General features: G+C 60.5%; 13 protein-coding genes. 3 read left to right on the top strand and 10 right to left on the bottom strand.

The window, feature by feature from the left end; genetic code table 11:
* Nucleotides 1–7 precede the first annotated feature (7 nt).
* Complete coding sequence (locus F550_RS0100135) at nt 8–595, bottom strand: hypothetical protein (RefSeq protein WP_018146488.1); 588 nt, start codon at nt 593–595, stop codon at nt 8–10.
* 26 nt (nt 596–621) lie between these two features.
* Nucleotides 622–2,745 carry a TonB-dependent siderophore receptor gene (locus F550_RS0100130; protein ID WP_026180461.1) on the bottom strand — a complete coding sequence of 708 codons (2,124 nt, stop codon included), beginning with the start codon at nt 2,743–2,745 and terminating at the stop codon, nt 622–624.
* A gap of 344 nt (nt 2,746–3,089) precedes the next feature.
* On the opposite strand from F550_RS0100130, the gene F550_RS0100125 reads away from it, so the two are divergent.
* Nucleotides 3,090–3,932, top strand: coding sequence for an alpha/beta fold hydrolase (locus F550_RS0100125; protein WP_018146486.1), 843 nt, complete (start codon nt 3,090–3,092; stop codon nt 3,930–3,932).
* Here F550_RS0100125 and F550_RS0100120 read toward each other — a convergent pair whose 3' ends face one another.
* The 5 genes from F550_RS0100120 to F550_RS0100100 form a co-directional block, all read right to left on the bottom strand.
* On the bottom strand, nt 3,933–4,523 hold the full coding sequence (locus F550_RS0100120) for an ATP-dependent Clp protease proteolytic subunit (RefSeq protein ID WP_018146485.1): 591 nt from the start codon (nt 4,521–4,523) through the stop codon (nt 3,933–3,935).
* 72 nt (nt 4,524–4,595) lie between these two features.
* Entirely contained in the window at nt 4,596–6,569 is a 1,974-nt protein-coding gene (locus tag F550_RS0100115) for a hypothetical protein (RefSeq protein ID WP_018146484.1), read from the bottom strand.
* A 36-nt stretch (nt 6,570–6,605) separates the two neighbouring features.
* Nucleotides 6,606–7,133 (bottom strand): adenine phosphoribosyltransferase, encoded by a 528-nt coding sequence (locus F550_RS0100110; protein ID WP_018146483.1) that lies wholly within the window; start codon nt 7,131–7,133, stop codon nt 6,606–6,608.
* A gap of 46 nt (nt 7,134–7,179) precedes the next feature.
* Nucleotides 7,180–8,181: a hypothetical protein gene (locus tag F550_RS0100105; RefSeq protein WP_018146482.1), complete on the bottom strand. Its 1,002-nt coding sequence runs from the start codon at nt 8,179–8,181 to the stop codon at nt 7,180–7,182.
* A gap of 164 nt (nt 8,182–8,345) precedes the next feature.
* The gene (locus F550_RS0100100; protein WP_018146481.1) at nt 8,346–9,221 is read right to left on the bottom strand and encodes an S-methyl-5'-thioadenosine phosphorylase; all 876 of its coding nucleotides are present in this window, start codon (nt 9,219–9,221) and stop codon (nt 8,346–8,348) included.
* 116 nt (nt 9,222–9,337) lie between these two features.
* Here F550_RS0100100 and F550_RS0100095 point away from each other — a divergent pair, with 116 nt between their 5' ends.
* Entirely contained in the window at nt 9,338–10,138 is an 801-nt protein-coding gene (locus F550_RS0100095; RefSeq protein ID WP_018146480.1) for a DUF1206 domain-containing protein, read from the top strand.
* An 84-nt stretch (nt 10,139–10,222) separates the two neighbouring features.
* On the opposite strand, the gene F550_RS0100090 is transcribed toward F550_RS0100095, so the two are convergent.
* Genes F550_RS0100090 through petA form a run of 3 tightly spaced genes read right to left on the bottom strand, consistent with a single transcriptional unit; the run spans nt 10,223 to nt 13,379 of the window.
* Nucleotides 10,223–11,320, bottom strand: coding sequence for a cytochrome c1 (locus F550_RS0100090; protein WP_040500400.1), 1,098 nt, complete (start codon nt 11,318–11,320; stop codon nt 10,223–10,225).
* A gap of 13 nt (nt 11,321–11,333) precedes the next feature.
* Entirely contained in the window at nt 11,334–12,788 is a 1,455-nt protein-coding gene (locus tag F550_RS16330; protein ID WP_018146478.1) for a cytochrome b, read from the bottom strand.
* A 21-nt stretch (nt 12,789–12,809) separates the two neighbouring features.
* Entirely contained in the window at nt 12,810–13,379 is a 570-nt protein-coding gene (gene petA / locus F550_RS0100080; RefSeq protein WP_026180459.1) for a ubiquinol-cytochrome c reductase iron-sulfur subunit, read from the bottom strand.
* A gap of 277 nt (nt 13,380–13,656) precedes the next feature.
* Between petA and hemF the strand changes: the two genes are divergently transcribed.
* The gene (gene hemF / locus F550_RS0100075) at nt 13,657–14,541 is read left to right on the top strand and encodes an oxygen-dependent coproporphyrinogen oxidase (protein WP_018146476.1); all 885 of its coding nucleotides are present in this window, start codon (nt 13,657–13,659) and stop codon (nt 14,539–14,541) included.
* Nucleotide 14,542: the final 1 nt, after the last annotated feature.

Raw genomic sequence — 14,542 nt, 5'->3', positions numbered from 1 at the left:
TTCCTTTCTAGAGCGGCGCGAAGGCGGCGACGAGACTGAAGACGAGCGCGCCGCCCGCATAAGCAGAGCGCCGCCCTGCCCGCGGCTCCATGAGAATCAGAACGGATACGACGGCCCATATCACAACGGACGCGATAATGGTGGTCGCCCCCGCTGTCGCCACGCTGACAGATGCGGCGCGCATGAGTTTGAACAGGCCAGCTGCGCTGAATAGGGCAATGCCACCAGCGATTGGGCCGGTGAGCAGGAAGGTCCAGACACCTGCAAGCCCGCTCAGCGCGCGATTGGAGGACAGGACAGGCGTTTCACCGGCCCCCGCCCGCTGGCGAACACCCGCCACAGGAAGCGCCACACCTCTCATTATCGGTATGGCGAGGTAGATGCACGCGGTCACCATCACGATGACGCTGATCTGTGCCAGTCCGCGGTCACCATTCGCCACGAAACCAGAAACCAGCGCCGCGGCCAGCAGTCCCCAGCCACCCGCTACGTGGAAGGGCCGGCCCGGCCGCTTCCACGCAGTATAAAGGGTGTAGAGACCGCCAAGCCCCGCAGCAGCGGCCAGAAGGAACAGGCTCCATTCAAACGTGCTCATGACGGACGGTCTCCCCTACTGGTTGGCTAGAAGTCGTAGCTGAGGCTGGCGACAACCGTGCGGCGCAGACCCGGGAAGCAGTCGCCGCGCGTCAGACAGCCGGTGAGATAGTCTTCATCGGTGATGTTGCGCGCATTAATCGCAAAGTCCCACTGGTCCCACTCATAGCCGATCATGAGGTCGCCCAGCGTATAATCCGGCGTGGTGTAGGAGAGCGCCGCATTCTCGGACACGGTCTCGCCGACATAACGAATACCCGCGCCCGCCTTGAAGCCTTTCCATGCCCCATCGGGGCGCCAGGTCGTCCAGACCGAAGCCTGCATTTCCGGGATTGCCGAGAGCTGGAAGCCATTCGGGTCTTCGGCATCGATAGTAGACGCCGCGGCCTGGAAATAGATCTCGTCGAATTGCAGGCGGGCTTCGGCCTCGAACCCTTTCAGCGTAGAGATGCCCTGCTGTTGGGCAGCGTTCCCCGGCAGCGAATTTGGGTTCGGAAGGTTCGAAATCTCGATATCGTAGTACGACGCCGTGATGATGCCCGGGATACCGCGCGGGTCATATTTGAAGCCGACCTCATATTGGCGCGCTTCTTCCGGCTCCAGCTGATTGCCGTTGATGTCGGTGCCGACGACCGCCTCAAAGCTTTCGGCATAGCTCACATAAGGCGAGAAGCCATTGTCGAAGCGATAGAGGATACCAAAGCTCGTGGACACGGCGTCGTCTTCCTGACTGACCGCGCCAGCCTCATTTTCGACGCTGTCAAAGCGTATGCCTGCCGTGAACCGCCATTTGTCATAGGCCATTTGGTCGGACAGATAGACGCCCGTATCCTTTGTCGTCTGCGTTGGCGCATCATTATAGATCGCGTCGAATACCGACTGATCGGGAGCGCCTGTGTAAACGGGGTTCTTCAGGTCCAGCACGTAGCGGAAATCACCGGCCAGCGCACCGCCTGCAAAATAGTAGGAGGTGTTGCTGTCGGTTTCGACATCCTGATGCTGGACGCCCGCCAGCAGCTCATGCTCGAGCGCGCCGGTCGTGAAATCAGCCCGAAGGCGGATATCGCCGGCCAGCTGGTCGAAGGTGTTGTCGCCTTGATAGAAAGTGCGGGCAACAGTCGTGTCGGTGAAGAGATTCACGCCGAGCACGTCGTTGATGTAGCGTGTACCGCCGATGAAGGCTGGCCAGGCTTGGTGATAGTCCGCTTCGCCCGAGCGCCAGAGCGCCGTGCCTTCAATCATCAGATTGTCGTTGATGCGGTGCTCACCAAGAAGCGTGACCTGCTCAGAGCTCGTATTGTAGCGGTTGAAATCTTCCTCGCCAGCATAGACCTGCCAGTCGAGATAGCTTCCATCGTCGAGTGGTTCGAGCGTGCCTTTGATCGGAAGGAACTGTGCCGCCGTGTCGCTGTCAGTGTCCTGCACAAGGCCGATGAGCGTAAAGCGCGTGTCAGGCGTTGCCTGCCAGGCCAGCGACGGCATGAAGACTTTCGTCTCTTCATCGACCTGATCGACCTGCGTACCGGTGTCACCATAGAGCCCGACAAGCCGGAACGAGAACGGGCTTCCCTCGCCGCCGATCGGGCCGGTGACGTCGCCAGCTACTTCATAGCGGTCGAAATTACCGACCTCGCCGCGAAGCTCGCCGCCAAACGTGTCGCGCGGCGTCTTGGACACATAGTTGACGATACCGCCCGGCGAGCCTTGCCCGTAAAGCACCGACGCCGGGCCTTTCAGCACTTCGATCTGCTCGACCGTATAAAGGTCGGCGCGTGTAGAATTGTAGCTGCCGAAGAGCTCCTGGATGGAGTCGCGATAACGTGGCAGTTCCAGCCCGCGCGACTGGGGAAAGTCACCGCGTGTCGAAAAGCCATAAGGCTCAGCGGTCACGCCCGCGACATAGGTCAGCGCCGAGGAAAGGTTCAGCGCGCCCTTGTCGATGAACATCTCGCTGGTCTCGACCGACAGGGTACGCGCGGTTTCGACGATGGGCGTATCAGACTTGGTCGCCCCGAAGGCGGTCGTTCCGGTAACGATAATCGTCTCCTGACGGCTGTCGGCGTCCTCGGCTGGTGCAGCGTCCTGCGCAACAGCCAGCGCAGCCGGACTTGCCGACATGATGAGTACCGCAGCGAGTGTTCTATACCCCATAATCCCTCTTCCCTGATATTTGAGAATGATTGTCAATAACAGGCGCACTAAATGGGGCACAGTTGCGAGTCAATCTCATTCTCAGAAATTGTAGATTGTTTTTTCAGGGGCGCCTGATCCGCCACCGGCCCATGCGGTACGGTGCGTTTCCGCTCTGGATTTCTTGCGAAAAATCCGTTACATATCACCGATTGTAGAGTAAACTGTGTAGAGTGGATCAGGGAGACCAGTTTGGTCTCCCTTTTTCTTTGCCGGCTGTTATGCCGTTGCGATGTCGTCTACACCAATGGGGCGCCGGTCCATGGCTCGCGCTTCGAGCGCCCTAAACAGATACTGGAAACGACTTGCCGCACCTCAAGCCGACACCTCACCGCGAAGTCTGGCACACGGCAGGCCGCACGCGCCTGCGCATCCATATCTGGAACGATAATGCCCCCGGCACCCCGCTGGTTTTCCTCAACGGGATCGGCTCGCCACTGGAGCTTCTCCCCCCTTTCGCCGCCCAGTTCCCGGACACGCGCCTGATCGCGATCGAGATGCCCGGCAGCGGGCAGACGCCCGAAACCGACATGGTTCATTCGCCGGTCCTGCTCGCGCACTTTGTCGTGCAGGCCTGCGCAGATCTTGGCGCGGACAGGTTTGACCTGATGGGCTTTTCGCTGGGCGGTGTGCTCGCCCAGCAGGTTGCCCTGCAATACAGAAAACATGTCGGCCGCCTCATCCTCGCCGCGACCTGCAGCGGCTTCACCATGCTGACCCATGACTGGAGCGATGCGGCCCTTTTCTCATCGGCCTTCCCGCTTCTAAAGCTCTGGACCGACCTGGAACGCGACATGGACATGCTCCAGATCGCGCCCGGCACCGAGGCCTTTGCGGCGCCTGAAGTGATGTCGCGGCAGCTGCTTGGCTTTGCCGGCTGGTCAAGCCTCGCCTTCCTGCCCTTCCTGAGCAACAAGACGCTGGTGCTCGCGGGCACGCGCGACAACATCATAGCGCCGTCAAATTCCTTGCAGCTATCGACCTTTATTCCCCGTGCGGAGCAGGAATGGATCGAGGATGGCGGACATCTCTTCCCCTTCCTGAAACCTGAGCGCGCGGCAGAAAAAATCCGGCCCTTTCTGGGCCGGACTTTGATTGATGCGTCTGAGAAAATGCCCGCCGCCACCGCCGGCGGCTCGGTGCATTGATCAGCTGATTTCGCTACGGCTGGTGACGATCTTGCCAACAAGGCCGTAAGACACGGCTTCTTCAGCACTCATCCAGTGGTCGCGGTCGGTATCGGCCTTGATCTTTTCCAGCGTCTGGCCGGTGGCCTTTGCGAAAATATTGTTCAGGCGCTCGCGCATGCGCACGATCTCACGCACCTGGATATCGATATCGGATGCCTGACCGCCAAAACCGCCACGTGGTTCATGAAGCAGGAAGCGCGTATTTGGCAGGGCGAAGCGATTTTCCTTCTTCGCGGCTGCATAGATCAGGGCGCCAGCGGATGCGACCCAGCCAGAGCCAAGCACTTTGACCTCGGCGCGGACGAACTTGATCATGTCATGGATCATGTCGCCGGACTCAACGTGGCCGCCTGGCGATGACACGACCAGAAGGATCGGCTTGTCGCTTTCGGCGTCGAGCGCCAAAAGGCGTTCGCAGACCCGCCGGGCGAGCTTGTCGTCAACGCCGCCGGTCAACATGATCGTTCTGGCCTTGAAAAGTGCCTCTTCTAGAAAGGCATTCGGCTCGTTCTGCGGCTTCTGTTCGGTCTCATCGTCGAGGCGGTGCATGACGTCTCCCATACAAACTTGTCGATGCCATAGGTGATGCGCACCATCGCTGGGGTCAAGCACCTCACTCACCTATTCAGGTGTATGTGTGACGCTGATCCCGAACTGTTCGATCGCCGCCTGCGGATCATCCGCCGTATCGAGCGCTTCGATCATTTCAGGTGTAAGCGGCGTTTCCGGCTCAACCCGGATATCCAGGCTGCCGCCAGACGTCTCGAAATAGGCCGCAACCGCCTCGATCCAGTCAGCCGCCTGCGGGACATCGCTGGCATTGCCTTTCACCGACCGCGTCATGGTCGCGATAAATGTTCGCATGTTTTCTGGCGGCATACCGGCCAGCCATGCGCCCCATCCTTCGCTTTCATGAAGTTTGCCCAGTTCGTGAAGGAAGCCGAACAGTTTATCGTATCCGCCCTCGTCCACTTCATAGAGGCGGGCGCCAACGAAACTGAAATGCTCTTCAAACAGCTTCTCAAAGCCGTCCTCAAAGTCGGTGCCTGACGCCTCCAGCTCGGCGATCTGGTTATAGTCCGGCAACGTGATCTCAAGCCGCGCAATACGCTCACCAAACCCGTCAGATTGTCCTGCCAGCCGGAACAGCGTCTTGCCGCTTCCCTCATCCCAGCTTGCGACCGCCTGCAGGTCGACCGGGATGTCAGAGAAGCCATGCTCATCGAGGAGAGCGATCCCTTCCTCTATATCCCGGCGGATCTCATCCATTTCCTCATCGTCGCCCGAAGAGATGAAGCCCATGACCATATTTCCGACCGCGGATGGATGAACCGACATGCCTTCTACGTCGAAGGTAAGCTCCTTAGGCAGCAGCCATTCGAATTTCGACGCGTCGAAACGGCCCCGCTCAACGCGGTAGATATCCTCATCGTTGATCCTGAGAGCGTAGTTGATGATCTCGCTCGTGCCGAGGCTCATCAGGTCGCGCTCCTCCATGCCGGGAAATGCGCCTCGTGCAAGATAACCTGCCAACGTGTCCAGCCGCAGCCCTTCATACGAGGAGAAGTCAGCCAGAACCGTCTGTTCAAACTGGACCCCCTCCGGGAAGGGCGTTCCAGCGTCTCCCTCCTCAGGCACGTCAAAGCTCATCCCCTGATCCTGGCGGATGCCGGTTGAGTATATGCGGTCGAGATCAAAACCGGAGATGCCGTCATAGGCGTAGAACTCCATCTCATACGCCACCGACTGGGTCATGCCTTCGCCTCCCATCTCCATGACGGTCGAGATATTTCGCGCCGCGCCGCGTTCGATAGAGATCGAGCGCAAAGCGGCCAGCACCTGCTGCGCCGTGTGCACATGCTCCAGCTGGACGCCGGCGTCCGCCTCGGCGTCTTCCTCAGCATCAAAGTCGCCGGCGCCAAAAAACTCATCCAGCTTGCTGAACTGCTCGTCTGTCACCGGGACATATTCAAATGGCCGCAGCGACAGATTGCTTGTGACGCTTGTCTCCGCCGCAATGTCCAGCTGGCTGACGCCAAAGACCGTGTCCGCGCCCTCGCCCAATTCATCCTCCAGCACACCAAAGGCTGCATTCAAGGCATCGGCCGCGCCGACGATGGCATAGCCATCCGCCTCAAGGCGCTCGAACACGGTTCCGGCTTCGTCCAGCCGTTCACCGCGCAGGCGTGCCGCCAGGAAGTCACCATCAAAGCCCCAGACACGCGCTTCATCGATCGCGATGCTGACTGCAGGCTCGGTATTCAGGGTCAGGCGCAGATCACTGAACGCGGTGGCGCCGCTGGCCGCGTCAAACGCTGTCTCATCCCAGCTAAGGCTGAGCATATCCGGCAGAGCCGCCTGCACGCCTGAAAGGTCGGCTTCGATGCCACCGTCACTTGAATAAGGTGTGTCAGCGAAAGCCTCATATTCGACGAGCGTCTCCTGCCAGTCTGTCACGCCAACCGTGCCGGACGCGGCAGTGCCTGCCTCATCGCCGCTGTCAGACCGGTCAAAGACCGGCGGGGTCCTGACCTGGTCGCAAGCCGATAGAGACGTCGCCAGCACAAGGCCGCTCACCCATCCAATGGTTTTCATGATTTCAATTCCCCAGTCAGACGCAGTTAAATTTGCTCAGTCGCCATCAAACGAGACGAGCGCGTTTACTTCAACACCCATGTTACGCACCCGGCGCGTTCCGCCAAGGTCTGGCAGCTCGACAAGGAAGACAGCCGATACGATATCTGCCCGCCCGCGCCGCAGGAGCTTGACCCCCGCCTCAGCCGTCCCGCCTGTCGCGATCAGATCGTCGACCAGCAGAACCTTTTCGCCTTCCTCGACGCCGTCGACATGCATGTGCAGCGCGTCGGAGCCATACTCCAGCTCATAGGCTTCGCTGAATGTCCTGTAGGGCAGCTTGCCCGGCTTGCGGAGCGGCAGGAAACCCGCATTGAGATGAACTGCCATGGCACCGCCGAGGATAAATCCCCGGGCATCAATCCCGGCGACTTTTGAAATCTCCAGACCTTCAAAGGGTTTACAGAGCTGCTCTACTGCGCCCGCAAACGCATCTGCGTCCGCCATGAGAGTCGAGACATCACGAAACATGATGCCTTCGCGCGGATAGTCGGGAATTGTCCGTATCTTCGATTTGAAATCCATGGAGCCGTTTTACAGCCTTTTCTGAGCCTGCAAACCGACTTCCAGCCTAGCGGCGGCGTCGCATGCGCCGGCGGCTTGGCGGCGGCGGATCACCGGACCCGGCAATTTGCGCGACGGTGACGGGGGCGGCACGCTCACCCGGATTATGCGGATAAGGCGGATCGGCTGCGACAGCCCCCTGGCTCTGCGGCTCTTCCTCGGCGGGCCCCACTTCAGGGCCGCTCTCTGCGTCGGCGGGCGCCTCTTGTACGGGGTCTGCCGCCGTCTCGCTTTCTGCTTCGACTGGCGCAGGCGCCTCTTCCTCGATCGCGACAGGCGTCTCCGGCGGCGGCGGCACAATTGGCACATCATCGGCCACGGCCTCGTCGGGTGTTCCGGCCGCCACCATGCCTGTATCGCCCGACGCGCGGCCATAATACTCGTAGGCCGTCATCGCCATTGGCTTCGGTGTCAGCGTCATTCCCGCCTGGCGCAGATACTCGACCACCTCATCGCGAAGCGCGATACCCGGTATGAGCGCCTGCGAAATATCGTTTTCCTTCATCCAGTCCCGGACAAAAGCGCTACGTGTCGTCGGCGTGTTTTCAGGACTGCGGCCATCCTGCTTTTCCCAGAGATAGAGCGCTGCAATCGCGCCAATCGTGCTCTGCTTGTAGCCATCGACAGCAGCTGACCGATCGCCATTGCCAGACAGCGCCGCGCGAACCTCTTCCTTGCTCGCCTCCATGTTCTGATAGGCCGCATGGAGACCATCAAGAGGCCGCTGTTTTGCGTACTCGGCGTCCCGCGAAAGGCCATTGAACTGAGGGTGCTTGATTGTCGCCAGTCCGTCAGGCTGCTGGATCCAGCCCTTTTCCAGGTCTCTGACCTCACCGATGGCCTGATGCAGCATGAACCGGAACTCATCGCCGACAAGCTTGAAGGCAGTACCGTTGACAGGCTTGCGGCCCGACCGGACGCGCCACAGCACGAAGCCGATAACCAGCGCTGCCAGGATGAGCAGGCCGACGCCGCCCACGATCATTGTATCGGAATTTATTGCATTCATTCTCTATTTTTCCCGCCCAGCGGCGTGACGTTAACAAAGAAGAGAATTGAGGTCGAACACGTTCGCGTCTCACGCGTATTGCGCCGACGCCGGGCCCTCGACAAACGCCGACCCGACACCGCCCTGACACCGCCCGGGTACCGCAAGTACCCCGCGCCGGCACCCTATTTCAGGATACGCCCGGCCACCGCGTCCAGCTTGAGCAGAAGATTGGGATCGCGTGCATCGGGGGCGGTGATCAACGCATAGTCGAGACAGGTCTCGATCGCCTGCGGAGACGGCGTCCGCGCCACGCCCGACAGCATCCGCGCCAGTTCCGTGATCGCTGTCTTCGCTGCGGCAGTGTTGGACTGCATGATTTCCAGAACATTTGCGACAGACACCGCCTCGCTGCTGTCGCGCCAGCAATCATAATCGGTGACCATCGCCATCGTCGCATAGGGAAGCTCCGCTTCCCGCGCGAGCTTGGCCTCAGGCATATTGGTCATCCCGATCACATCGCATTCCCACTGGCGATAGAGGAAGCTTTCTGCCCGCGAGGAAAACTGCGGGCCTTCCATCGCCAGATATGTCCCGCTTCGATGGACCGTCACACCTGCCTTCTCGGCGGCATCTCCCGCCGCTTCTGACAGGCGCTCGCAGACAGGCTCGGCCATGGACACATGAGCCACCATGCCCGGCCCGAAAAAGCTCTTCTCGCGCGCAAAGGTCCGGTCGATGAACTGGTCCACCATGACAAAATCGCCGGGCGCATAGCGCTCACGCAGCGACCCGCAGGCCGAAATCGACAGCACATCTGTGCACCCTGCCCGCTTCAGCGCATCGATATTCGCCTGGTACGGCACCCGCGACGGGGGCAGTCTATGGCCGCGTCCATGCCGGGGCAGGAAGACGAATTTCACGTCGCCGATACGGCCCTTGACCAGCTCATCGGATGGCGCGCCCCAGGGGGTCTCGACCTTCATGGTTTCCCTGTCTTCAAACCCGTCAACCTCATAGAGGCCGGAGCCGCCAATCACGCCGATGACCCATTCGCTCATGTCCCGTAACTCCTGACTTCCAACTCCCATGGCTGAAAGCAGGCCCCCGGCCTGAAATCAAGCGCTGTCAGCGATGACCAGGCGGAACGCCCCGCACGCCCAAGCGTCTCTAGGTCATGACAGCTTCAGATAAACTCAGGTCGGTCACCGGCTTTCTTGCTCGTATCGGCCTTGGGGCAAGATCCCTTGTCTATCTCGCCGTCTGTTTCCTTCTTCTGAAAGCCGCCTTCACCAGCGAACAGGATGATGGCGCGACGCCCGGTGAAGCGTTCCGCATGATCGAGACGGAAGTCGGCGGCCGGACCCTTCTGGTCTGCCTAGGGCTCGGCCTCTTCCTCTATGCGCTCTGGCGCTATCAACAGGCAGCCCTCGACACGGACGATCAGGGCAATGACGCAAAAGGTGTCCTCGCCCGTCTCGGAATGGTGTCGTCCGGCACCAGCTACGCCCTCGTTGGCTTTGCGGCGATGGCGACCGCTTTTGACGCCGATGATAGCGGCGGCGGCGGCAAGACGGAAGCCTCCGCCAAATGGCTCATGGAGCAGCCATTCGGCTCATGGCTGGTTGGCCTTGGCGGGCTGATCCTGATCGGGATCGGCGTGGCCCAGGTCTGGCGCACGCAGTCAAACCAGTGGAAGGAGAGCCTCGACCTTTCCGGCTGGGCGCAGCGGGTAAAGCCGGTGATCGAGTTCGGCATCGGCGGACGCGGTATCCTCTTTGGCATTATCGGCATCTTCCTTCTGGTTGCTGCGGTCAGCACAGACCCGTCCGATGTGAAAGGCCTCGCCGCAACGCTCGGCTGGATACGCGCCCAACCTTTCGGCCTGCCGCTCTTCATTATCGCGAGCGCCACCATCGGGGCTTACGGCATCTACTCAGGCGTCCAGTCGGTTCGCTACCGGTTCCCGGACGACTGAGCCCACAGGACCCGCCAATGAAAAATGCCGCCTCCTGATCTGCAGGAAGCGGCATTTTCTCGTCTGGTATGTACGGGAACGCGGCTAGTGCTTCACGTTCCGCCAGATCCGGTGGAAGGAGAACCACAGCAGCACCGCGAAGATCAGGAGATAGATCATCACGGCAAGACCGGTCGACTTGCGCTGGCTCTGCTTTGGCTCGCCAGCCCACTGGAGGAAGTTCGCAATGTCGATCGACATCTGCTCAACCGTCGCTTCCGTGCCGTCCATATAGCTGACGCGGCCATCTGAAAGCTGAGGCGGCATCGCAAGGAACCCGCCCGGCGGTGCATGACGTGGATCGCCGCGCCACTGGGCCGACGTGTCGCCCGCCATGTACGGATTGTAGTACTGACCGGCCGGCTGAACGAGCTCGCCTTCATAATGGTAGTCGCCATGCGACAGCGCTTCGACTGCGGCGACGTCAATGACCGTCTCGGTCATCGGTTGTGCCGGGGCCGATGCTTCAGCTTCGGGCGTTGCCGTCTCGCCTTCGGACATCCCGGCAGCTTCCATCTCGCCGGCTTCAGCGGCCTCGGCACCTTCGCCTTCGCCTTCGGCCTCAGCCTCCGCCACAGGCATCTCTTCTTCAGCCGCTTCGATCTCACGTGTGCTCATCGTATCCTCGGAAGGATACCCCGAGATCAGGCTGTAGATGTAACTCGCGCCGCCATGGCGGGCCTTGGTAATGACCGAAAGATCAGGTGGAAGCGCACCGCCATTAGCCGCGCGGGCCGCAGCCGCGTTTGGATATGGCGACTTGAACGGATCGGATGTGCGCGCCGGGCGATAGTCATAATCACCGACATCGTTCGGCTCAGTGCTCAGGATCTCATCCTGTGCCGCAAATGACTTCACCAGCGGGTTGTCATTGGCGTTCGGATATTCCGGATCATAGAACGGTCCGCCTGGCTCACCGAGGTTACGGTAGCTCAGCAGGCGCATCGAGTGACACGAGGCGCAAACTTCGCGGTAGACCTGATAGCCGCGCTGGACGCTAGCCATGTCGAGCTCACCGACCGGGCCTTCAAAGGCCCAGCCTTCTTCAGGCTCATGCGCGTGGAGCGCACCGCCTGCGGCATGGGCTGTCGCCGCGATGGCGGCAGCGCCGAGACCGGCAGAGATAAAACGCAGGAGTTTCATGTGCTTTGACCTCTTATTCGGCAGGGGCCGGGGCAGCGCGGTCATGACCGAGCACCGCCTTGTGGATTGAGACCGGCTCATCTTTCGGATTCTCGCGAAGGCCGAGAAGCGGCAGGATCACCAGGAAGTAGGCGAAGTAGTAGAGCGTCAGCACCTGCGCCAGATGCACGAAGCGGAACGCTGGCGCCTTCTCGACGGCGATGACCGCATCGACACCTTCAGCGGCTTTCTGGTCACGGAAGCTCGAAGCAGCCGCATATTCTTCATAGGTTTGCGTTGCTTCATTGCCGTTCACATCCGTGTAGCTGACGACCAGCTTGTCGGACCCCATCGGGATGATCGGATCATCCGGATTAGCCGCGCCGCACCAGCCGAGAAGCAGGCCAGCGATCACGAAGCCGAAGAAGAACTGACGGGCCACCGGGCGGTAGCGCATCGAGCGAACTTTGGACGTGTCCAGCCAGGGCAGGAAGAACAACACGACGATCGAGCCGAACATTGCGATGACACCAAGCAGCTTGGCATCGATCGGTCCAAGATTGAACGTAATGGCGCGAAGGATCGCGTAGAACGGCAGAAGATACCATTCAGGCACGATGTGCGCAGGCGTCACCAGCGGGTTGGCTTCGATGTAGTTGTCAGCATGACCAAGAACGTTCGGCATATAGAAGACGAACGCGGCGAAGATGATCAGGAAGACCACGATCGCAAAGCCGTCCTTCACCGTGTAATACGGGTGGAACGGGACAGTGTCCTGCTTCAGACCTTCCTTGTCCTTGCGGGGTTCGACGCCGGTCGGGTTGTTATTACCCGGCACGTGAAGCGCCCAGATGTGAAGGATCACAACACCCGCGATCATGAATGGCAGCAGGTAATGTAGCGAGAAGAAGCGCTGGAGCGTCTGATTACCGATCGACGGTCCACCCATCAGCCAGGCCTTGATGCTGTCACCAACAAGCGGGACCGCGCCGATAAGACCGGTGATCACGTTTGCGCCGTGATAGGACATCTGACCCCATGGCAGCACATAGCCGAGGAAGGCCGTGCCCATCATGAGCAGGAAGATCACCACACCGAGGATCCAGAGGACCTCGCGCGGCGCCTTGTAGGACCCGTAATAGAGACCGCGGAACATGTGGATATAGACCGCCAGGAAGAACATCGACGCGCCATTCGCGTGAATGCCGCGGATCAGCCAGCCAAACGGCACGTCGCGCATGATCCGCTCAACCGACGCGAACGCGCCCTCGACCGTTGCCGTATAGTGCATGGCAAGGACGACACCGGTTATGATCTGCGTCATCAGGCAGACGGCCAGAATGCCGCCAAACGTGTACCAGTAATTCAGGTTTTTCGGCGTCGGGAAGTCGACGAAGCTGTCATAGGCCAGCCGGACAACCGGCAGGCGCGAATCGAGCCATTTCGTGAAGCCGGTCTTCGGCTCGTATGTCGAGGCATGTCCGCTCATGGCTGTGTTACGTCCTCTTCCTTAAAGCGAAATATTGATCACGGCCGGGCTGACCCAGTTATAGTCCGGAACCGGAAGGTTCGTCGGAGCGGGCCCGCGGCGAATGCGGCCGGAGGTGTCATAGTGCGAGCCGTGGCAGGGGCAGTACCAACCGCCAAAGTCACCGGTATTGCCCTGCGCAGGACCAACCGGGACACAACCAAGATGCGTACAGCTGCCCGAAGTAACGAGAATGGCGGTGTTATACTCACCGCCCTCCATCGGCACCAGGCGCTCTTCGTCGCTCTGCGGGTCTGGAAGCGATGAGACATCGACGCTGCGCGCAGCGCGGATCTCTGCTTCGGTCCGGTGGCGGATAAAGAACGGCTTGCCGCCGATCAGAACCCGGATTTCACCGCCCATCGGCACTTTCGAAACATCGACGTCGAGGCTGGATGCCGCCTTCGTGTCGCTGGCTGCATTCATCTGGTCGACGAAGACATAGGCCAGCGCACCAGCGCCAGCTACGGCAGTCGCTGCCGTTGCGATGTGAATGAAATCACGACGATCTTCGTCGATCGTCTCGTGTGGTGTGGTTTGCGCGTCGCTCACTCTTCCAGTCCTCTGACCAAGGATTTTCTCCGAGATGCATACAATATCGGTGCGGAAAATCATTGCGGCGCAACGCCGCAAAATGCACCTCCCCGCATATATCTGCGCTGCGGTTACCGCGAGCGCACGGGCTTTGCAAGGCGCACATGTGCGTCAGCGCATGCGACGCAGCGGCGCGGGCTGGTGGCGCTGACCGGGGTGCGGCACCGAGGTTACGCCAACAGGTGTTTGCTCACGGCGCCACTTCGACTATGCCCGCTGGGTAAAGGCAGGGAACATGACCGACACCGAACTAGAATCGCGCAAGATCAGGGCCAGGACCTGGTTCGAGGCACTCCAGCTCGAAATCATCGCCAGTTTCGAATTACTGGAAGCCGAAGCGCAGCCGCCGCTTTATCCCGGTCCGCCGGCCACCTTCATGCGCACGCCCTGGTCACGAGGTGACGGCACCGAGGATCTCGGCGGCGGCACGATGGCCATAATGAAAGGCAAGCTTTTCGAGAAAGTCGGCGTGCACACATCGTGCGTTTACGGCGACTTCTCCGAAGCCTTCCGCGCGCAGATCCCCGGCGCAGACAAATCCGGTGGCCGGTTCTGGGCCGCAGGCATCTCGCTCATCGCGCACCTTCGCAATCCGCGCGTGCCCGCCGTTCATATGAACACCCGCATGCTTGTCACCAGCGAAAGCTGGTTTGGCGGCGGCGCTGACCTCACCCCGCTTCTCACCTATCAGCGCGAAGAAGGCTTCCCCGACACGGTCGACTTCCACGCCGCCATGAAAGCGGCCTGCGACAGCCACGACCCGACTTTCTATCCACAGTTCACCGCCCAGTGCGATGAGTACTTCCACCTTCATCACCGCGATGAACCACGCGGCACGGGCGGCATCTTCTATGACCGCCATAATACCGGCGACTGGGAGGCTGACTTTGCCTTCACGCAGGATGTCGGGCGAGCCTTCAGGGACATCTACCCGCAGCTTGTTCGCCGGCGTATGAAGGAAAGCTGGAATGAGGAGGAACGCGAAGAACAGCTCGTACGGCGCGGGCGCTATGTTGAGTTCAACCTGCTCTATGACCGCGGCACGACGTTTGGCCTCAAGACCGGCGGCAATGTGAACTCGATCCTTTCCTCCATGCCGCCCGTCGTAAAATGGCCGTGAC

This window comes from Henriciella marina DSM 19595 (assembly GCF_000376805.1).
In the GTDB taxonomy this organism is placed as follows: Bacteria; Pseudomonadota; Alphaproteobacteria; order Caulobacterales; family Hyphomonadaceae; genus Henriciella; species Henriciella marina.
This window is presented reverse-complemented; position numbering and strand designations above follow the sequence as displayed.

Coding starts and splice junctions, on each gene's coding strand:
- hemF (WP_018146476.1), top strand. CDS start 13,657: ATGACCGACACCGAACTAGAATCGCGCAAGATCAGGGCCAGGACCTGG.
- F550_RS0100115 (WP_018146484.1), bottom strand. CDS start 6,569: ATGAAAACCATTGGATGGGTGAGCGGCCTTGTGCTGGCGACGTCTCTA.
- F550_RS16330 (WP_018146478.1), bottom strand. CDS start 12,788: ATGAGCGGACATGCCTCGACATACGAGCCGAAGACCGGCTTCACGAAA.
- F550_RS0100095 (WP_018146480.1), top strand. CDS start 9,338: ATGACAGCTTCAGATAAACTCAGGTCGGTCACCGGCTTTCTTGCTCGT.
- F550_RS0100130 (WP_026180461.1), bottom strand. CDS start 2,745: ATGGGGTATAGAACACTCGCTGCGGTACTCATCATGTCGGCAAGTCCG.
- F550_RS0100135 (WP_018146488.1), bottom strand. CDS start 595: ATGAGCACGTTTGAATGGAGCCTGTTCCTTCTGGCCGCTGCTGCGGGG.
- F550_RS0100100 (WP_018146481.1), bottom strand. CDS start 9,221: ATGAGCGAATGGGTCATCGGCGTGATTGGCGGCTCCGGCCTCTATGAG.
- F550_RS0100090 (WP_040500400.1), bottom strand. CDS start 11,320: ATGAAACTCCTGCGTTTTATCTCTGCCGGTCTCGGCGCTGCCGCCATC.
- F550_RS0100120 (WP_018146485.1), bottom strand. CDS start 4,523: ATGCACCGCCTCGACGATGAGACCGAACAGAAGCCGCAGAACGAGCCG.
- F550_RS0100110 (WP_018146483.1), bottom strand. CDS start 7,133: ATGGATTTCAAATCGAAGATACGGACAATTCCCGACTATCCGCGCGAA.
- F550_RS0100105 (WP_018146482.1), bottom strand. CDS start 8,181: ATGAATGCAATAAATTCCGATACAATGATCGTGGGCGGCGTCGGCCTG.